The sequence below is a fragment of the Methanobrevibacter sp. genome (genome assembly GCF_045541095.1).
Classification (GTDB): domain Archaea; phylum Methanobacteriota; class Methanobacteria; order Methanobacteriales; family Methanobacteriaceae; genus Methanocatella.
Genome location: NZ_JAZQIJ010000069.1, coordinates 1 through 21,983 on the forward strand (window position 1 = coordinate 1; position 21,983 = coordinate 21,983).

At 35.0% G+C, this 21,983-nt stretch carries 7 protein-coding genes; 6 read left to right on the forward strand and 1 reads right to left on the reverse strand.

Going from position 1 to position 21,983, the window contains the following annotated elements:
* The first annotated feature begins 259 nt into the window (after positions 1-259).
* Positions 260-949 (forward strand): HisA/HisF family protein, encoded by a 690-nt coding sequence (locus ACKI2P_RS03130; protein WP_407374923.1) that lies wholly within the window; start codon positions 260-262, stop codon positions 947-949.
* On the opposite strand, the gene ACKI2P_RS03135 is transcribed toward ACKI2P_RS03130, so the two are convergent.
* Positions 941-1,123, reverse strand: coding sequence for a hypothetical protein (locus ACKI2P_RS03135; protein ID WP_407374924.1), 183 nt, complete (start codon positions 1,121-1,123; stop codon positions 941-943). The two genes, ACKI2P_RS03130 and ACKI2P_RS03135, sit on opposite strands and share 9 nt — an antisense overlap.
* Positions 1,124-1,232: 109 nt before the next feature.
* Between ACKI2P_RS03135 and ACKI2P_RS03140 the strand changes: the two genes are divergently transcribed.
* The 5 genes from ACKI2P_RS03140 (at position 1,233) to ACKI2P_RS03160 (ending at position 21,917) form a co-directional block, all read left to right on the forward strand.
* Positions 1,233-2,081: a cation diffusion facilitator family transporter gene (locus tag ACKI2P_RS03140; RefSeq protein WP_407374925.1), complete on the forward strand. Its 849-nt coding sequence runs from the start codon at positions 1,233-1,235 to the stop codon at positions 2,079-2,081.
* 8 nt (positions 2,082-2,089) lie between these two features.
* A complete protein-coding gene (locus ACKI2P_RS03145; protein WP_407374927.1) occupies positions 2,090-2,899 on the forward strand; it encodes a PfkB family carbohydrate kinase in 810 nt (269 codons plus the stop codon).
* Between the two features lie 72 nt (positions 2,900-2,971).
* The gene (locus tag ACKI2P_RS03150) at positions 2,972-19,219 is read left to right on the forward strand and encodes an amino acid adenylation domain-containing protein (protein WP_407374929.1); all 16,248 of its coding nucleotides are present in this window, start codon (positions 2,972-2,974) and stop codon (positions 19,217-19,219) included.
* Complete coding sequence (locus tag ACKI2P_RS03155) at positions 19,220-20,500, forward strand: ATP-grasp domain-containing protein (protein ID WP_407374931.1); 1,281 nt, start codon at positions 19,220-19,222, stop codon at positions 20,498-20,500.
* A 25-nt stretch (positions 20,501-20,525) separates the two neighbouring features.
* Complete coding sequence (locus ACKI2P_RS03160; protein WP_407374933.1) at positions 20,526-21,917, forward strand: MATE family efflux transporter; 1,392 nt, start codon at positions 20,526-20,528, stop codon at positions 21,915-21,917.
* Positions 21,918-21,983: the final 66 nt, after the last annotated feature.

Genomic DNA, 21,983 nt, shown 5'->3' on the forward strand with positions numbered 1-21,983 from the left:
TATTAATTTATAGTTATTGATTTATGTTTAATATTTTATTATAACTTTTAAAAATTATATATTCAAGTTTACTTTAATTTTTTTAAATTATAGTAACATTTAAATACTAGGTAAGTTAACCTATTAAATAGAGGGTTTATAACATACTTGTTATTAATCTTAAATTGATCATTATTTTTATTATTAGAGAGGGGCTGAATAACACGTCAGTTCTTCTCCCTCCTTTAAGTTTTAATACTTCTTTTTACAATCTATTATTATGATTAAAAAAATTCCTGTCATTGATTTAAAACAGCATCAGGCCGTTAGCGGAAAGTCTGGTATGAGAGACACCTATAAACCTTTACAGACTGTTTTTGCACCATCTTCCAATCCTGTTGAAATAGCGCAGGGTCTGAAATTGAACGGCGCCAGTGAAATGTACATTGCGGATTTGGATCTTATTGAATCTCAGGGCCACAACATCACAGACATCAAGATGGTCAATTCAATACTTCCTGTAATTTTTGACGGTGGTGTAAAGAACATGGAAGGATTCGAATTCTTCCTTGACTATGCATACAAGATAATCATTCCGACAGAAACACTTGAAAGCATCGATGAGATGAGAAAGATATTTGCAAAATATCCAAAGGAAAGAATAGTTGTAAGTGTTGATGTTAAAAACAACGAACTGCTTGCAAAGAATTTTGATATGGATCTTGCTGAATTTAAAGAAATCCTAAAGGAACTTGACCCAAACGATATCATTCTTTTGGACATAAGTGGGGTCGGTACTGAAAAAGGATATAACAAAGAGCTTTTAGATGAATTTGCCGAATTCAAAGAAAAATTAATAATAGCTGGCGGTTTAAATAAAAATTCCATTGGTGAGTTGGAATCTCTTGGAATAAAAAAAGTGTTGATAGGCACAAGCCTACATTCAGGTGAAGTTAAAATCCTAGACTAAAACATGCAGCACAATATATGGGAAAATGCATGCAATAATAAATAATGCGATACCTAATCCTAGTTTAGGTTTGTCTTCATCCAAAGATCCGGATATTAATAACAGTATTGAGAAAAATCCTAAAACTACTGGTAAAATATGAGAAAATATTGTTGAACCAACTATTGATGCCATTTAAATCACTAATTAATTTATATTTTTTAAATTATATAAATCTAACTTTAAAATTCTAATTTTAAATTTTGATAAAATTATTTATAATGATTTAAACAAAATATGAGATATGAGAATTGACACGCATCATCATCACAAGAAAGCAGGTGAAAACTTAGCTTTTGTTTTTTTTATGAATTTGGCTTTTAATATAATTGTTGTTGTCGGGGCACTGGCAACCAATAGTATGGCAATACTTGCGGATTTTATCCATGACCTGTCCGATACCATTTCAATTGCTGTTGCATGGTTTTTAGAGCATGTTGCCCAAAAAGAATCTACAGACAATTATTCCTATGGTTATCAGAGGTTTTCCATTTTGGGCGCAGTCATAATATCAATTTTTGTGATTATAATGGCTTTTGTTATTCTTTCAGAAGCTATTCCAAGGCTGTTTGCTCCTGAAGAGGTGGATGCCGGCGGAATGCTTATTGTAGCTATTATAGGTTTAGTTTTTAAAGTCATTTCAGTTCACCGTCTACATGACAGCGAGACATTCAACGAAAAGGCAATATTTTTCCATCAGCTTGGAGACATTTTTGAATGGCTTGCAATTTTAGTACTGAGTCTTGTACTGATGTTCTGGGACGGGGCACCATACCTTGATCCGTTCGTGTCAATAGGAATAGCCATATGGCTGATATTCAACCTTGGAAGAAACCTGTACAAATCCGTTGAGGTTTTGCTTCAAAAAACACCGGATTATTTTGATGTGGATGAATTCAAAAGTGCTATTATGGATGTTGATGGTGTCAAGGCAATTGATGATTTTCACATATGGTCTCTGGATGGAATTGATTCTGTGATGACATTGAAGGTCAATGTGGATTTCGGTCAGGACCTTGATGAGATTAAAAAACAGATTTACAACATTTCAAACAGATATCATGTTGTTGATATAACAATTGAATTCGACTGAGGCAGAATATGACATTAGTGGTTATTGGTCCTGTAACTAATGATTTGGTAATTATTGGCGATAGTGAATCATATAAGGTAGGTGGTGCAACTTATTTCCAGTCATTTGTCTTTGATAAGTTCTACAATGATTATCTGGCCATTGTTAATTGCGGTGATGAAGCTTTAGTCGATGATTTTCCGGATTTGTCTAAAGTTAAAGTAATCAAAAAGAATTGCACTCATTTTTTTATTAATAAATATCCTTTTGAAGACAATCTTGATGTCCGCCAGCAGTTGAGCAACTTTGCAGATATTCCAATATTGCCTTCTGATTTGAAGGACATTTTACCGGAAAAGATAGATGGTTTTGTTTTAAATCCATTGAACAGGCATGATTTTCCACTTGAAACTATTGAATTTCTGAAAGGTTTTGACGTTCCGATATTCATGTCGGTGCAGGGTTTTTTAAGACTTCCAGACGTGAAAGTAAATGAAAATTACACTCTTAAATTAGATTACTTCGATGATTTGCCTACTATTTTATCAGGTGTTTCTTCAATATTTATGGATGAAGCGGAATCAACAATCATTGGTGAAGTAAGTGATGTAGATGAGATTGTCATAACCAATGGAAGTCATGGCTCAAGAATCATTGATGGTGATGAAATCAAAATCGATGCGGTTTTCTGCGATAGTGTTGTTGACACAACAGGATGTGGAGATACTTACATGGCGGCTTACGTTTCAAAAAGAATAAATGGAAGTTCAATCAAGTCATCAGGTCATTTTGCTTCTAGAATCGCCAGTGAAAAAATTAGATATTTTGGACATTATTAAGTTTTAATCAACTTTTTTGATATTTTTTTTATACTTGTTTAATATATATTTAATTATATTAAATATTTGGGAATGTGTAAAATGAAGGGTCATGATATTAAATTTAAATTCGATGTTGATTTGTTAAGTAAAGAGCAGTTGGACAATCTATTTAAAAAGATTTCAGATGAGTTATCTTGGCGTATTGATGAAAATCATGAAATTTATTCGAAAATTGAAGACGGGGCAATATACGACTATGTTGATGTTTCCAATAAAACCCAAAGTGACATTAGTGAGATGTTTGATTCGTTTTTCGCCTTTGGATTTGAAGATATCATCAATGTTCCACTATACAAATTTTTAGTTGTGAAAAATAACAGTAAACTAACTGTATTGGCAATCATACATTCCTTAATATTCAATCATTCATCTATAAATCAACTTACAAGCCTATTTGATGATTCCGATAGCCCTTTCATTGATAACATTCTACAAGATTATAGACAGATGAATCTCTATTTGAAATCTGATGACTTCAAAAGAGATTCCGCCTATTGGAAAAATTATATTTCAGATGCAAATGAGTATGTTAAGTTTTTCAACATCAAATCGGATAAATATAAAAATTTCAGAATTCCTCTCAAAGACTCCGCAATCTCAGAATTTTTAAATGAAAGTGATGTTTCCAAATTCGAATTTTTAACCGCAATATTCTCATTATACCTTTCAAGGGTCGACAGGACTGAAGGATGCCTTCTGATGGCAAATGTGCCTGAAGAGACTGGAATTGATAAGAAAACATTATTGAAAATTAAATATGATGGGAAAAATTCATTCAGGGACTATTTAGATAGAGTCTCCTTCGAATATTCTTTTTCACTTGAAAACACCAAAATCCCTATCGATAACTATTTGAGTGAAAAATTATCATTTTATGCCGTAAACGATTTCTCAAATTTGGAAAATGCCTCTTTAATAAACGGTAGGGGAGATGCCTTAACCATCAATATCTATCGTGATTATATTGACCTGGTTTATAATGAGAGTGCGTTTTCAGATGTTTACATTGAACATATGGCAGAAAATATCAAATCATTGATTTTCCATGTTATGGATGATTTCAATCAGTGCTGCAGTGATGTGGATATTCTATCGGACAATGAAAAGAATTTGATTTCCGAATTTAGCAAAGGTGAATCCATAGATGTGGATTTAAACAAGACATTCGCAATGGCGTTTCGTGAAAACTCTGTGAAATATCCTGAAATCATTGCCGTTGACGATGGTGTAAATCAAATCACTTATTCTCAGCTGGAATCTTCAAGCAATTCCCTTGCATATGATTTGAGCAGAAATTATAATCTGGAATTGGGAGACTGTGTAGGTTTGATGCTTCCTCGAAATTACCATTTTCCGGAGATTGTGTTGGCATTAAACAAGATTGGTGTTGCTTTCATACCGATCGACACAGATTATCCGTTAAGGCGTATAGAACACATGATGACTATCGGCCAATCAGATTGCATTATAACAACAAGGCAGCTGGCAGACATCTTTGATTTTGATGTCAGTGTAATCTGTATTGAAGATTTAAAATATGATTTGGATGTTGATGTGGATATCAGGGGAAACTGTGATGATCTCTTCTCAATAATGTTCACATCAGGTACTACCGGCCTTCCAAAGGGAGTGATGATTTCCAACAGGGTTCTCACTGGTGTTGGGGTCGGTATGAAAAGCCTGTGCAACTCTTCACCGGGAGACGTAACAGGTTGTTATAACAGTTTCAGTTTCGGAGCATCCTTCAGAATCTATATTGCATTGCATTACGGTGAAACATGCAGAATATACAATGACGAAGAGCGAAATGACAGCTTGATGTTTATTGATGCACTTAAAAATCAACCTTTAAATGACCTGCTATTGCCTCCGGGGTTAGGTCTTTCAATTCTGGAAAATCCGGAAATCAATTTAAAATACATGATGTTTACCGGAGCCAAATTGGAATATCTGCCTGAAAAGGAAAATGGCATAACGCTGGTGAACTTCTTCGGTACCACAGAAACATCCTATGCCATTGCAGGTATTTTAGACCTCAATAAGGATTCCATACCTGTAGGTAAGCCAATTGCAAATACATGGGCCTATATTTTGGATGAAAATAAGAATCCTGTTCCTGTTGGCGTTCCGGGTTATCTTCATATTTCCCGTAACTTTTTAACTGACGGTTACTTTAATCGTGATGATTTAACAGACAAAGTTTTCATTGACAATCCACACAGCGACTGTGATGACAACAGGAAAATGTACTATACAGGAGACCTTGCATTTTATAATTTTGACGGTGAAATTGAAATCATCGGCAGAAACGATGACCAGCTGTCCGTCAGAGGATTTCGTATAGAGTCAGGTGAAATCCTAAGAATCATGAACGGCTTTGATGCAATCTCTGAGATTTGTCTGGATGTTGAAAATGACACATTGACCGCATATTATACAAGTTCTGATAATGTGGACATTGCCGAGGTAAAAAACGCATTAAAAAGCGAACTTCCAGCATACATGATTCCTTCACTGTTCCTTGAATTGGATGAAATTCCTTTAAACGCAAATGGTAAAATCGACAAATCCGCATTGAAAAAAACATCAAAAAACAATGAAAGCCTGGAAATAAATGATGAAGTGCTTCTGACTGTTGTGGATGCATTCAAAAAGATTTTAAAAGCAGAATCTGTTTTGGTGGATGACGGATTCGTGGCTTTAGGTGGAAATTCACTATCTGCAATGCAGCTGCAATTAATCCTAAAGGAAAAACTCGATGTCAGCTTATCATCAAATGAAATAATAGAACTTTCCACTCCATTGAATATATCCAATCACATTAAACTCAATTCAAATAATTTGGCAGTTGATGATGAGGATTTATTATTCGAAGATGGGTGCCGGTTATCCAAATCCCAATTCAACATTTATTTGGATGAAATGGTAAACGAAATGGGAACCGGATATAACAACTCTTTCAAAATAGACTTCAATAAAGATTACTCCTGCAGTGAAATTGAAAATGCATTGAAAAAATTATTCGATTTACATCCTATTTTAAAGACCCGTGTTCTGTCAGGTGATGGGGAAATGCCGATATGCGTTTTCGATGGAGAGCCGGAAATCATCAGGGGTTGTGAAGATGACATAGAATCATTTGTCAGACCTTTTGAATTTGACCGGAATTTGTCCAGATTCATGATAGTTGAAAATAATGATAGTGTCAGTCTATGTTTTGACATTCATCATTTGATTTTTGACGGATCATCATTAAATGTACTTTTAAACACATTATTTTCAATTTTAAATAATGAAGATGCTGATTTTACAGACAATGGAATCTTAAGACAGGTTTCATTTGAGGAAAACTTGAATCAGCAGTATTTCAGTGATGCTCAAAAGTTCTTCGATGAAATGCTGGCCGATAGGGATGAAGTCTATGAGCTAATGCCGTCCGTTGACTGTGACGATGAGTTTGAATTCATTAACACATTTAAAATAGATAATGATGCAGTATATTCATTTTTAAAAAATAATTCCCTTACATATAATCAGTTTTTTGCAAGCGTCTTTGCATATACTTTATCCAGATATACAGGTTCGTTAAAAGTCTTGTTCAATATTCTTGTTGACGGCAGGGGTCACATTGATCTGTCCAGGTCTGTTGGAATGTTTGTCAAAACATTACCTATTTTGATGGACTGCACAAATCAGAATATTGATGAATTTCTCAAATATTCTTCCGGTTTAATCAATTCCGTCATGAAATATGATTTGTATCCGTTCCAGGTATTGGCCAATGAATACGATATAAACACTAATGTATTCTTCCAGTATTCGCATGATATCTTTAAAAATGAGGTTACCGAGTTAAAACATGACATACAAAGGGATTTTTCGTTTTTCATTTTCAATCGTGAAGAAGATGAATTCGGAATAAGAATTTTATATTCAGAAAAATTCTCCAAAGAGTTTATTTCCCGATTTGTCGAATCCTACAAATTGATTTTAAGTGAAATGATAAATGCCACTTCATTATCTGAAATTAATTTCACTTCCCAATCTGACTTGACATTGCTTGATTCATATAATAACACTGAAAGTGATTTAAGATATGATGATATTCTGGATGCTTTCAACAGTAATCTTTTAAGATATCCCGATAATCCTCTTGTGGCGTATGGGGAGAATTCATATACCTATTCTGAATGCGCATTTTTCGCAGATAAGATAGCAAAATCATTAACTGGATTGGGCGTTAAAAAACAGGACTATGTGGCATTTTTAGTTGAAAGAAGTGAATTGTATCTTTTTAATATTTTAGGTATTCTCTCAATAGGTGCGGTTTATGTTCCTCTTGATGATGCTCATCCTGATGACCGTCTGCAATTTATCCTTGAAGACACTGAAGTTGAAGTCATCATTGCCAGTGACAGTACATATGAACGTGCAAAGGATTTATGTGAAAATCAGGTTATATTGAATATTTCTGATGTTGTTTCACAAAAAGGCACATTGTCAAATCTGCCGGCTGTTTTTGGAGATTTAGCTTGCATTTTATATACAAGCGGAACTACAGGTGTTCCTAAAGGTGTAAAAATTACACGAAAATCTGTTGTAAACTTTTCTCAATTTTTCATAAAAAAATATGTCTTATCTGAAAATGACATTTTTGCACAGTTTGCTTCAATAGGTTTTGACGTGTCCATGGAAGCAATATTCTCTTCAATCTATGCGGGAGCTTGCGTAAACATAATTCCGGACGATGTCAAATTGGATATGGATGCCATGAACAGGCACTTTATCAGATACGGAATCACCTATTCTCATCTTCCGGCACAGGTTGCCAAATTATTCATAGCCCAAAATAGCGATATTCCTCTAAAGGTCTTGTGCACAGGCGGAGAAAAGTTGGGTGAAATAGATATAGATCCTGATTATCGTTTTGTAGACTCTTATGGACCTACAGAAACATTCATCGATGTTACAAGTATTGATGTAAATTCCAAAGTTGACTTTTCATCAATCGGACATTTATTTGACAATATTAAAGCTTACGTTTTGGATGATGAGTTGAGAAGACTGCCTGTAGGAGCTATTGGAGAGCTTTACCTGGCAGGATATCAGGTTGCTGACGGATACCTGAAACGTGATGAGGAGACAAAGAATTCATTTATTGAAAATCCTTTTGAAGATGATGAAAATTACTCTGTAATGTATCGAACTGGGGACCTTGTCAGATTTTTACCTGATGGCTCTTTGGGAATAGTAGGACGTCGTGACAGGCAGGTAAAAGTCAGAGGAAATCGTTTGGAACTTTCAGAAGTGGAATCAATAATAAGAAGCATTGATATTGTTGATGATGTAACTGTACAGACATTTAAGAATGGTGCCAATAATGAATTGGTTGCGTATGTAGTCATATCTGATCAATTGGATAATTTCAAAGAGTATATTTCTGATTATATAAATGAACGCAAGCCGGATTATATGATTCCTTCATTCATTGTTCCATTGGATGAAATTCCTTTAAATGTCAATGGAAAAGTTGATAAAAAGGCTTTGCCGGAAGTGGAAGTGGACAGTCTTAAAACAGAATATGCCGCCCCAACAAATGAAGCGGAAAAAATGATTGTTGAAGCCTTTGAAAAGGTCTTCAATCAGGAAAAGATAGGTATTCACGATGACTTCATTAGCCTTGGTGGTGATTCAATTACTGTCATTCGAATCATTTCGCTGCTGCAAAAGAATAATTTGCATTTGAATGCAAGGGATATTCTGAATTATAAAACACCTTACCTGATTGCCCAATATAGTGGTGATGTTGAGGAAGTATCTTATGATGCAGTGGAAGGCGAGTTAGATTTGTTGCCTATACAGAATTACTTCTTCGACCAGGTAAAAGAGGATGATTACTCACAGGAATTTGTCCTAAAATCCAATAGGAAATTGGATTTCAATACTTTACAAAAGGCTTTTGATAAGTTAACTGATCATCATGACATGCTTAGGGCGGTTTACAGGTTTGATGAGGACAATAATCCTGTTCAGGAAATTTTACCTTTAAATTCCCATATTTGTGATATTGGTGAGATGACCTTTGATGATGACTTTTCACAAAAATTGAATGCAACTCTTCTGCAGTCCAAAGAGTCACTGGATATTTCAAATAAACTGATGGACGTTAATCTGATTCATCATGATGGATGTTCTTATGTTTCAATGGTCATCCATCACCTGATTGTTGACGGTGTAAGCTGGAACATTCTTATTAATGACTTTACTGATATTTACATCAGTCTGGAAGAAGGAAACGATGTTAAACTCAAAAAACCGTATCCGTATAAAAATTGGATTAGTGATGTAAAGGCTCTGGGCGATGAGATTTCTGATGATGAAAAACAATATTGGATTGAAATTAATGATTCCCTGGATGAATTTGATATTAAAGGACCTGTAAACAGATTTGAATTTAATTTGGATGTAAAATATGATCCGGATAATCTTTTAATGCTGTCTGAAATGGAGTATTGGATACTGGCTATGTCAAGAGCATATAAGAAGACTTACGGTGAGGAAATGACATTCACTAATGAGTCTCACGGACGTGATGAAAGCATTGCAGATCTCACCGGAACTGTCGGATGGTTTACAAGTTTGTATCCAATTACGATTGATGCTCATGCTGAAAATGACAATATTTCATTAGTTAAGGATGTATATGCTGTTAAAAAGGCCGTTAAAAATGTAAATCATTTTGGATTAAACTACACTTCATTAATCTATGATTTCAACGAATTCGAATATAAGCACTGTCCGGTTAAATTTAATTTCTTAAGCACTGAGTTTCTCTTTAAAAACGAATTGTTCGAATCTTTGGAGAGGGATTTGTCCAGTGATGATGTAGATATTCAAAAAGCCAGTGGAGATTGTCATGGAATGATTTTCAACGTTTATCGTGAAACTGCATCATATTTCATTGAAGGAAATTATGCTGATGAAACATATATTTCAGATAAATTCAATAGATTCATTGTAAATCTCACATATGAATTGGATTTGATTGCTGGATTTAATTTTGAAGATAATGACATTGTTTGTTGTCTGTCAGAACCTCAAATTGGTGTATATTTGGATGAAAAGATAAATGATAAGGATATAGCATATTATGCACTGATAACTTATGAATGTGGAAATGATTATTCTATTGGTGAGGTTAAGGATGCAATTTGCAGTTTAATAGAAAAGCATCCTATTTTGAAAGGCCGCATAATTGAAACGGATGTTTTGCCTTTATTGATATGTGATTCAAATCCTCAGATTGATATTTTTACCAAAAATGAAAATTTCGATTCTTCAGAACTTGTTAAGCCGTTTGATTTGGAAAAATCTTTAGTAAGATTCTATATAGTAGAAAAAGAAGATGGAATTGATATAAATTATGGAATGCATCATATTATTGGGGATGCGACAACAAAATCACTCATTGACCGTGATTTGGCAATTGCATTGAAAGGAAATCTTGATAATGATATTGATTATGGATTCCTGTATGCAAGTAGGGATTCCTTCGAAGCCGAATTTAACTTGAAATATGAATCTGCCAAAAAATTCTATGAGGAGAAATTTGCTGAAATCGATGATGTGCAGACTATGGAAACCGATGTCAATGCTTCCAGCGGTAGTGTAATACTTCCAATCAGGGGTGTTCGTGATAAGGTTAAATCATTTGCACATGAAAACGGAATTACCGTCAGTAATTTCCTGAATGCTGCATTTGCATATGCATATTCAAGATTCACGGGAGACAATAATGTTTATTATACGTTTATTGAAAATGGGCGTCATGAAACTTATGCTCAAGAAGCGGTAAGCATGTTTGCACGCACAATTCCAATTTTGGTGGACTGTGAAAACAGGCCGATTAAGGATTATCTAATTGACACTTCAGATTTGATTTTGGAATCAATGTCCAACGGTATTTATCCGTTCAGATTAATAGCAAGTGAATTTGATTTAAAAAATGATGTTAATTTCGAATATAACTATGATTTGAATGATGTTTCAGATATTGGTGATGAAATAATATTCAGTGATGAAACTGATTATGTTTCTGAATTGTCATGTGTTATCTATGACCTTGATGACGGTTATTTGGTGAATGTAAGCTATTTTGATAAATTTAGCCAAGATACAATTGAAAGATTTGTAAAAGTGTTTAAAGAGGTTTTAACTCAGTTTTTAGAATGTGAAAATCTAAGTGACATTGAATATGTCTCAGATGATGATATAATGCTTCTGAATTCAATTAACAATACTGAACGTTCCTTGAAGCATGATGATATTCTTGATGCATTCAATGAAAATCTTTCCAGATATCCTGAAAATTATCTCGTGCACTATAAGGATGTTAGCTATACCTACGCCGAAGGAGCATACATTGCCAATGAGGTTAGAGACAGGTTAGCGAAGTTAGGTGTAAAGTCACAGGATAATGTGGGTTTCCTGGTTGATCGTTCAGAAGCATACATGTTTTGTGTATTGGGTATCCTGTCTGCAGGTGCAGTTTATGTTCCGTTGGATGATGCTCATCCCGACAGTCGTATACAGTTCATTCTGGAAGATACTGATGCCAAAGTTTTAATTGTAAGCGACGGCACTTATGAAAGGGCAAAGGATTTGGCAGAAGACTGTGTTCTTGTGAATATTTCAGATATTCTTAAACACGATATCGGTTCTCTTGACCTATTGCCTGTGGAGTATGGTGATTTGAACTGTATTTTATATACCAGCGGTACTACAGGCACTCCGAAAGGTGTTAAAATCACAAGAAAATCAATATTGAACCTATCTGAGTTTTATGTGAGAAAATATGATCTTACAAAAGATGATGTTTATGCATTGTTCGCATCAATTGGTTTTGATGTGGCTATGAAAGCTATTTTCCCATCAATTTGCGCCGGCGCTCCTTTGGTTATAATTCCAAGTGAGATTAAATTGGACATGAATGCAATGAATGATTATTTCATCAGATTCAATGTAACTCATACAGAAATTTCCACACAGGTTGCAAAACTCTTCATCAGTCAGATTGATAAGACTTCACTGAAAGTTTTAACTACCGGTGGTGAAAAATTAGGTGATGGTGAAATAGATGTTGATTATCGCTTCATTGATTCATATGGTCCTTCTGAGGCTTGTGTTGATGTAACATCTATTGATGTTGATGAAAAGATTGATTACTCTTCAGTCGGTTATTTACTGGATAACATCAAAGCATACATTTTGGATGATGAATTCAGGCGGGTTCCGGTAGGTGCGGTCGGTGAACTGTATCTGGCGGGGAATCAAATAGCTGACGGTTATCTCAACCGTGAAGAAGAAACCGTTAAAAGATTTTTATCCAATCCTTTCGATGATGGAAATTATGATGTAATGTATCGTACTGGAGATATAGTAAGGATGTTGCCTGACGGAACTTTGGGTTATATTGACCGTAGGGACAGTCAGGTTAAAATCAGGGGAAATCGTGTTGAGCTTACTGAAGTTGAAGCAGTCATACGTGAAATCGATTTAGTAGATGATGTCACAGTTCAAACAATCAAAAACGGCACTAATAATGAATTGGTGGCTTATGTTGTTGTGTCTGGCGATGTTGATGATGAAAATCTAAAAGACGTGGTTTGCGATTATGTTGGGGACAATAAACCGGATTATATGGTTCCTTCATTTGTGGTTAAATTGGATGAAATTCCGCTGAATGTAAACGGTAAGGTTGACAAGCATAAACTTCCAGAAATTGATTTAAACAGTCTGCATGTTGAGTATGTTGCTCCTGTAACTGAAAAGGAAAAAATTATTGTTGAAGTGTTTGAAACCGTATTTAATCAAGAGAAAGTTAGTTTATTTGATGATTTTGTTCGTCTTGGTGGAGATTCCATTACCGCAATTCGTGTCATTTCATTACTTCGTGAAAACGATATTTCCTGTACTGCTAGAGAGATATTGAATTATAAAACTCCTTACTTGATTGCACAGAATGTCACTGAAGAGGTTGAAACAGTTTTATATGACGCCGTTGAAGGTGAAGTGGATTTATTGCCTATTCAGAAATATTTCTTTGATCAAATTAATCTTGATAATTATTTCCAATTGTTTGTACTTAAAGCTAATCGTGAATTAAATCTGGATCTCCTGCAGGATGCATTCGACGAATTAACTAATATTCATGATATTCTTCGTGCAGTTTATAGATTTGATGATGAAAACAATCCTGTTCAGGAACTGTTGCCTGTAAACACCAGGATGTGTGAAATCAAGGAACATCGTATATCTGACGGTTTCAATGAATTAGGATTTAGCGTTTTAAGGGAATCCATTTATTCACTGGATGTCACAAAACATCTGATGGATATTAATTTAGTTCATTATAACGGGGAATCTTATCTTTTCCTTGTATTCCATCATTTGCTTGTGGATGGGGTTAGCTGGAACATCCTGCTTGTGGATTTAACATATATCTACTTTAACATGGGTTCAGGTAAAGAAATTAAAATTACAAGGCCATATCCTTATAAGAATTGGGTAAATGATGTTAAACGGCTGGCGGAAAATATTTCAGATGAAGAAAAACAGCATTGGATTGAAATTAATAAAAAATTGGATGACAAAGAGATTAAGGGAACAACAAGCACATTCTTGTTCAATGTTGAAGTGAATTATGATGTCGATAACTTACTGAAACTGTCTGAGGAGGAACATTTGGCACTGGCTATTGCACGTGCATATAAAAAGACATTTGACAGGGACATAATCTTTAATAGAGAATCATATGGTAGGGATGAAAGTCTGGCCGATGTATCAAGGACTATGGGATGGTTCACAAGTGAATATCCAATTCCAATACATATTACCAATGGATATGATAACGTCTCTTTAATGAAGGACGTTTATAGTCTCAAGAGAAGTTTCAAACAAGTCAACAATTTAGGTTTGAATTATTACTCCTTAATTTATACTCTTGAAGAATTGGAGTATAAGCATTGTCCGGTCACTTTCAATTTCTTAAGTTCCGAATTTGTATTTAGAAATGAGTTGTTTGAATCCGTCAATTTCTTCTTGTCTGAAAATAAGATGGTGGATAGTGAACAAAAAGATTATGATTCCTATGGTATTTCTTTCAATGTAACTCGTGATGAAGGTTATTATATCTTTGCTGGGGATTATGCAAAAGGAACCTATATAGGCAATCAATTCACTGAATTCATTGGTAATATAAAATCCGAATTGGAATTAATTGAAAAATATGAATTTGAAGATGATGATATCGTCTGCTGTTTATCCGAACCTCAAATGGGTATTTATCTTGATGAAAAAGTCCATGATAAAGGCACTGCCTATAATTCCAATGGCATTCTCAATGCAGGCTCATACTCCCTAGAGGAAATTGAAGATGCGATTTATTCAATAATCAGTAAGCATCCTATTTTGAAGGGCCGTATTTTAGATACTGACGAGTTTCCTTTAATGGTTTGCGATAGCTATCCATTAATTGAAAAGGTTAATGTTGAGGATTATTCAGAGCTTATAAAACCGTTTAATCTGGATGAACATCTGGCCCGTTTCTTCATTGTTGATAATGATGAGGGTAAATTTGTATTTTATGATATGCACCATATAATTAGCGATGCAACATGCGATGGCATTATAAGTAAGGAGTTTTACAGTGCATTAAAAGCCAACTTGAATTCAGATGTCGATTACGGTTTTGTTCAGGCCAGCAATGATACTTTCGAGTCAAGATTTGAGCCGGATTATGATTCCGCTATTGAATTTTTCAAAAGCGAATTTGCCGATATTGATGACGTTCAAAATTTATTGGGAGATGTTGACGGTTGTGAAGGAACTGTAAGGTTGCCTATTCATGGTATTCGGGATAGTGTCGAATCCCTTACATATGATATGGGTATTACTGTAAGCAGTTTACTGAACGCAGTATTTGCATATACCTATTCCCGTTTTACAGGAGGAGACAGAGTTTACTATAACTTTACAGAACATGGAAGACATGAACTTTACAGCCAGAATGCTTTAGGAATGTTTGTTAGAACCATTCCGATTATAGTGGACTGTAAAAACAAGCCAATTAGAGATTATATAGGTGAAACTTCTGATTTGATTCTGGAATCAATGTCCAACAGCATCTATCCGTTCAGATTGCTTGCAAGCGATTATGGTTTAACCAATGATGTGATTTTTGAATATAACTTTGATTTAAATGATGTTTCAGACATTGGTGATGAAATAATATTCAGCGATTATGCAAACAAGGTTTCCGAGTTCTTCTGTGTGGTAAATGATATAGATGACGGTTATCTTGTAAGTGTGGGTCATTCAGATAAATTCAGCCAGGCCACTGCTTTAAGATTTGTTAAAGTGTATAAGGAAGTATTAACACAATTCCTTGAAAAAGAAAATTTAAGCGATATAGATTATTGTTGCGAAGATGACATTAAACTTCTAGATGAAATTAATCAAACTGAATGCTCTCTTAAATATGAAGACATCCTTGATTCGTTCAATGACAATCTCTCTAAATGTCCTGACAGTGACCTTGTCAAATTTAAGGATAAGGTTTATACTTTTGGTCAGGGAGCATATGTTGCAAGTAAAATTGCTAACCTGTTAAGAAGTCTTGGCGTGGAAAAACAGGATAAAGTGGCATTCCTGACTGACCGTTGCGAACATTATATATTGTCTGTTTTAGGTATTCTCTCATCAGGCAGTATTTACGTTCCGTTGGATAATGCCCATCCTGATGATCGTCTACAATTTATCCTGGCAGATACTGGTGCAAAAGTTGTTATAGTAAGTGATGATACCATTAAAAGGGCACAATCTCTGACAGGAGACTCAATTTTATTGAATATTTCAGATATACTTAAAGAGGAAGTCAAATCAATTGATTCTCTGCCTGTGGAATATGGTGATTTGTCATGCATATTGTATACCAGCGGAACAACAGGTGTTCCTAAAGGGGTGAAAATCACCAGAAAATCTTTATTGAATGTTGCAGCATTCTACAGTGAGAATTATAATCTCTCTGAAGGCGATGTTTACGGATTGTTTTCAGCAATTGGTTTTGATGTTTCCAACTTTGTAATAGGAGCGGTCTTATATTCCGGAGCATGTCTCAGTATAATTCCTGAAGAGATAAGGTTGGACATGGTTGAAATGAACAATTATTTCATCAAACATGGAGTTACACATACATTTATTACCACTCAGGTGGGTAAGCTCTTTTTAGAAACTGTTGATGAAACTACTCTTGATGTTTTACTTGTTGCAGGTGAGAAATTAGGATTCGTGGAAAGTCCTCCGGATTATGAGCTGGTAGACGCATATGGTCCTACTGAAGCTTTTGCATTCATGTCTTCAATCAATAATTCAGATAAGATACACGGATCTTCAGTTGGGGCATTGAATTACAATACAAAAATTTATGTGCTGGACAATGAGTTGAGATGTGTTCCTAGAGGCGCTGTAGGTGAATTGTACATTGCAGGCCACCAATTGGCGCAGGGATACCTTAACAGGGATGATGAAACACAAAATGCATTCATAAAAAATCCGTTTGATGACGGAGACTATGGAGTGATGTACCGCACAGGAGATGTTGTAAGACTGCTGCCTGACGGAACAATTGGTATTGTAGGTCGTCGTGACAGTCAGGTAAAAGTAAGAGGAAACCGTTTGGAGCTTACCGAGGTCGAATCTACAATAAGAGAAATTGACCAAATCCGTGATGTTACCGTTCAGACAATCTCTAAAAACGGAAACAATGAGCTGGTGGCATATGTTGCTGGTGACTTTGATGATGACAATGTCAAAGATACTGTTTGCAGTTACATATCCGAACGCAAGCCGAGCTATATGGTTCCATCATTTGTAGTTGAAATGGATGAAATTCCTTTAAATGTCAACGGTAAGGTCGATAAGCAGAAATTACCTAAAGTCTCTTCTGAAAGCAAAGATTATGAACCTCCTAAGACTTCTTTGGAACAGTCCATAGCAAATGTTTTCTCTGAGGTTTTGGATATTGACAAACCTGTCAGTCGAAATGATGAGTTCTCATCACTCGGTGGAGATTCAATTGCCGTTATAAAATTGATTACCAGGTTAAGGGAATCAAACATTCAAATTTCAGTTAAGGATGTTCTGGAAAATCAAAGTGTCAAAAACATTGCTGAAAGTGCAGAATATAAGATATCTTCAAATAACATCAGCCAGGAATCAATTGAAGGCTTTGTTGATATGACTCCATCCACCCTTTATTTCGCTAATATGGAACTGAAAAATCCTTCATGTTTCAACAGGTCAGTTTTACTTGAAACATCAAAAAGGATTGATGAGGAAATTCTTGAAAAGGCCATGTGTGCCGTTGTAAATCATCATGACATGTTAAGATCACTACTTAAGGATGGAAAGCTTTTTGTAAGATCTCAAAATGATGAAAATATATTTACAATAGAACATTGCGACATGATTGAATTCAATGATAAAATCGAGCAGGTAAACAATGAGATAAATATTTCCGGCGGACCTTTGATAAAATTAGTAGTATTCAATGATGATAATTGCGATAATCTCTATATGTGTATCCATCAGTTGCTTGTCGATTCAGATTCCATAAGAATTATTGTAAATGACCTTAATTTGGCATATGCACAAATAGATAAAGATAGAGAAGTAGATTTGTATAATAAAACCAGCTCTTATCAGGACTATGCCTTGGCCATTGAGAAATATAAAAATGATGAGGATGTATTAAATCAAAAATATTACTGGAAAAATACTTTATCTGTTTTACATGATGTGGAACACACTGAAGTTGGTCCAAAAATCAGAAAATTTGATTCATTCTCATTGAAACTCTCCAAACAATTGAGTTCAGCATTATTCACACATGCTCTTAAACACTATTCCTGTTCAAGTAATGCATTATTCCTGTCAATGATTCTTAAATCATGGAATGAGGTATTCGACAAAAAATCCCTATCCGTAAGATTAGATACTGAAAGGGCGAACTTTGATGAAAACATTTTAATTGACAGAACCGTAGGATGGCTCAATACATCATATCCAGTAATTATTGACTTTGATGGTCAAAATGATGATGAAATTATAGAAAATGTTGAAATGACACTGGATGAGGTTCCGAATAACGGATTTGACTATCCTGTTTTGATGGGTATTGAAAGGGATGAAATTCCACTGATTAAGTTTAATTACATGGGAGAATTCAACAAATCCAATCCTGGAAAGATGTTCAACTCCAAATACGTGCCTGAGCTACCTCACCTTTATTTAGGAGAAAATGATGTTGGCTGTGATGTAAATATCAATGTATGCACATTAAATAATGAGACAATCATCAATTTCCAATTCAACAGTGAACGTTTCACCCGGGAGGTCATGGATAATCTGGGAAATTCATTCATGGCAAATATGACTGGAGCTGTTAAATCCGCTCCTGCCGATTACAGTGATGATGTCAAAGTATTCTCAAATCATCCTGATAAGAAGAAAATATTCTTCATTCACACAATCAACTTCGGAAGCGAATATTTCTATGATATGGCTCAAAGATTGAAGGATGACTATTCAGTTATAGTTATAGAGCCTTACAATATAAACCACAAGCAAAACCAAATTGCAAGCATCGAGGACTATGCAACAAAATATGTGGAAATCATAAAAACTATTCAACCTGAAGGACCATATTATATTGGAGGTTACTGTTTTGGAGGAGACATTGCCCAGGATATGGCAATTCAACTCACAAATCAAAATGAAATAGTGGATAAACTGATCCTGTTTGATGCGTATAATGTTGAGGACGAGGATTTAATCGACTCAATTGTTGAAAATCAAATTTTATATGCTCGTGAATTCCTGAAAGACGGAGTTTTAAATCCTGTGCATGAAAATATGGAGGACATGATTTCATATGTGCTGGCATCCACAAGTGCAATGTACAATTATAAACCGGGTTATTTTGATGGTGATGTGATATACTTCAAATCCACCATCCAGTCTAATGAGGTTACTACCGACGCCAGTGACAAATTGGATAAGTATCTATTCTCCAGACTGGCAGGAGGTTATGAGGATTGTTTAAATACAGAAAAATTAATAATCAGAGATGTTCCTGTAGAACATGACCATCTGATTAATGTTGAAGCGTTAAAAGTTGTAATTCCAGAATTGAAAAGATTCCTAGAGGGTGGTGATTAGATGAAAGAAAATATTGTTATTGTCGAGCCGGTATCAACCGGAGTAAATTATATTCACGATATAAGAGAACTGGGATATAATCCAATCAGCTTAGAGATTTATCAGACTGAAGAGAATTTTGATAGGCTTCGTGCTTTTCACGATGGCGTTTATGCCTTAAACGGTGAAGAGCCTCCACAGTTTATCAATGCTGATAAAAGTTATGAAAAAACACTTGAAATGATTAGGGAATTAAATCCAATAGCAGTAATTCCCGGCTGTGATGAAGGTATAATTTTAGCCACCAAGCTTTCCCATGATTTGGGACTGCCTGGAAATGACCCTAAGAATCTTAAAAAAATGATGAGCAAGCAGCATATGCATGAAGCACTCAAGAAAGCAGGTATCCGTTATATTAAAAGTCAGGTAATCACATCATTTGATGAGGCAAAGGAATTTGCATCCAATCTGGATAATCCTTATGTTGTTGTAAAGCCGTCAATAGGCAAATCCACAATGGGTGTGTGTATCTGTAAAACTGATGATGAGTTAAAAGAGGCACTCAAAATCAATAAGGAACTGTCATTTGACATTGCTTCAGATGATGATGAGGATATTATCATACAGGAATATATAGGTGGTGAAGAATTTATCATTGATTCTGTATGTTGCGAAGGACATAACAGAGTAATTGCAGCACTGCGTTATGAAAAATTCGTAATTGAAGGCAGAGGTGCAGTATATGATTATGCTGAAGCCATTGATGAAAGTCATCCTTATTTCAAACAGCTTGCAGAGTATAATGACAAGGTAATCGAAGCTTTAGATTTGAAATACGGTGCAATACATGGGGAATATAAATTTGATGAAAATGGGCCTGTTTTAATTGAAATGAACTGCAGAGTATCAGGTCCTTTCCAAAAGTATACTCTGGTAGATACCGTCTGGGGAGAGCATTCCACAGAAGTTTCCCTCGAATCATATATAAATCCTGAAAAATGCATTGAAAAATCAGATAAACCTCTTGAACTTTTATCTGATTATATTATCAAAGTCATAATTATCTATAAGGACATTGATGTTGTCAAATCAAATGTAGAATCAGCATTCGATGATTTGGAATCTTTCAGATATGGAATTTCATTCGGTGATGACCAAGTTTATCCGAAAACTGTTGATTTGGCTACATCAGGAGGAATGGTTTTCCTTACAAATAAAAACAAAGAAAAATTGCTTGAAGATTTACAGGAAATAAAAAGAATTGAAGAATTTGAAGTTGAAAGAATATTCGATATACGATAAACCGTTTGATGCATAAAGTGATGATATGGCTGAAGCAAAAACAGACAATGTTGAGATGATTACTGGAGACCCAAAAAAGGCGATTGTTAAGCTGGCAGTTCCTATGGCTCTGTCAATGTTATTGATAATGCTCTACAATATTGCAGACAGCATTTGGGTATCCGGATTGGGTCCGGAGGCAATAGCTGCAGTCGGATTTGTAACTCCATTATATATCATACTGGTGGGATTGGGCAATGGTGTAGCCGCAGGTACAAATTCATTGATTTCAAGATTTATCGGGGCTGAAAACTACCAGCAAGCTAATAATGCTGCATTGCATGGAATTTTGCTTTCAGCAATTATTTCATCAGTATTCACTATCATTGCCGTTGTGTTTATGGTGCCGATTTTGGACGTATTGGGCGTTGGAAATACAATGAGATATGCATTGGATTACAGTTACATAATCTTTGGATTGTCAGTTGTTTTTGTATTTGAAGAGCTTTTATCCGCCATATTTCGGTCTGAAGGAGATGCACGCCGTGCAACTGGTGCTATAGCAGTAACTGCAGTTGTCAACATGGTTTTAGATCCGTTGTTTATTTACATTTTTGGTTGGGGAATATCCGGTGCCGCATGGGCAACCGTATTGTCATCCGTGTTGTCATGCATTATAATGGGCTATTGGATATGGTTTAAAAAAGATTTGTATCTGGATTTAACTCTGAAGAACTACACTTTCCAGACAAATTTAATTACAGAGAATTTACAGGTTGCAATACCATCAACTTTTGAAAGCCTTATATTTTCAGCATTGGCAATTGCAATCAATCTTATGCTGCAGATAAATGCCGGATATGTGGCAGTTGGTATCTATTCAGTTGCTATGAGGGTTGTACAGTTCGCTACTCTTCCATTAATTGCAATTGGTACTGCAGTTGTAACTGTTGCTGGTGTTGCATATGGGGCAAAAAACCCTAAAAACCTAAATACAACACTTTCATATTCTATTAAAATCAGCTTTTTGATATCAATTGTTTTGGTTGCTGTAATGTTTATATTTTCTCCGCAAATCGCATTGCTGTTTTCATATACTGAAGCAAGCAGTTTTTTAGCTCCTCAAATCGCAGGAGCATTATCTATTCTGTGTTTTTTCACTTTAACTGTTCCATTGGGTATCATGTCTACAATGGTGTTTCAGGGTGTTGGAAAGGGTATGCATTCATTTATAATAACTCTTTTCAGATCTTTGGTTTTTGATTCATTGTTCGCCTACATTTTCGGATTCGTATTTGGATGGGGTTTGAACGGAATTTATGCAGGAGTTGTTTTTGGAAGTTTCATTGGCGGAATATTCGGATATATACTGGCTAAAAGATTCATTAAAAAGTTTACTAATGAGGTATTGGAAAATAATTCTAAAACAATTGGTTAAAACTTCTTTTTAATAGTATTTTTTAACAATATTTGTTTTCAAGGCTGAAATATGCCTTTATTTAAC

What these genes read in the sequence shown, in the direction of transcription:
- ACKI2P_RS03130 (WP_407374923.1), top strand. Translation starts at nt 260, where the DNA reads ATGATTAAAAAAATTCCTGTCATTGATTTAAAACAGCATCAGGCCGTT.
- ACKI2P_RS03135 (WP_407374924.1), bottom strand. Translation starts at nt 1,123, where the DNA reads ATGGCATCAATAGTTGGTTCAACAATATTTTCTCATATTTTACCAGTA.
- ACKI2P_RS03140 (WP_407374925.1), top strand. Translation starts at nt 1,233, where the DNA reads ATGAGAATTGACACGCATCATCATCACAAGAAAGCAGGTGAAAACTTA.
- ACKI2P_RS03145 (WP_407374927.1), top strand. Translation starts at nt 2,090, where the DNA reads ATGACATTAGTGGTTATTGGTCCTGTAACTAATGATTTGGTAATTATT.
- ACKI2P_RS03150 (WP_407374929.1), top strand. Translation starts at nt 2,972, where the DNA reads ATGTGTAAAATGAAGGGTCATGATATTAAATTTAAATTCGATGTTGAT.
- ACKI2P_RS03155 (WP_407374931.1), top strand. Translation starts at nt 19,220, where the DNA reads ATGAAAGAAAATATTGTTATTGTCGAGCCGGTATCAACCGGAGTAAAT.
- ACKI2P_RS03160 (WP_407374933.1), top strand. Translation starts at nt 20,526, where the DNA reads ATGGCTGAAGCAAAAACAGACAATGTTGAGATGATTACTGGAGACCCA.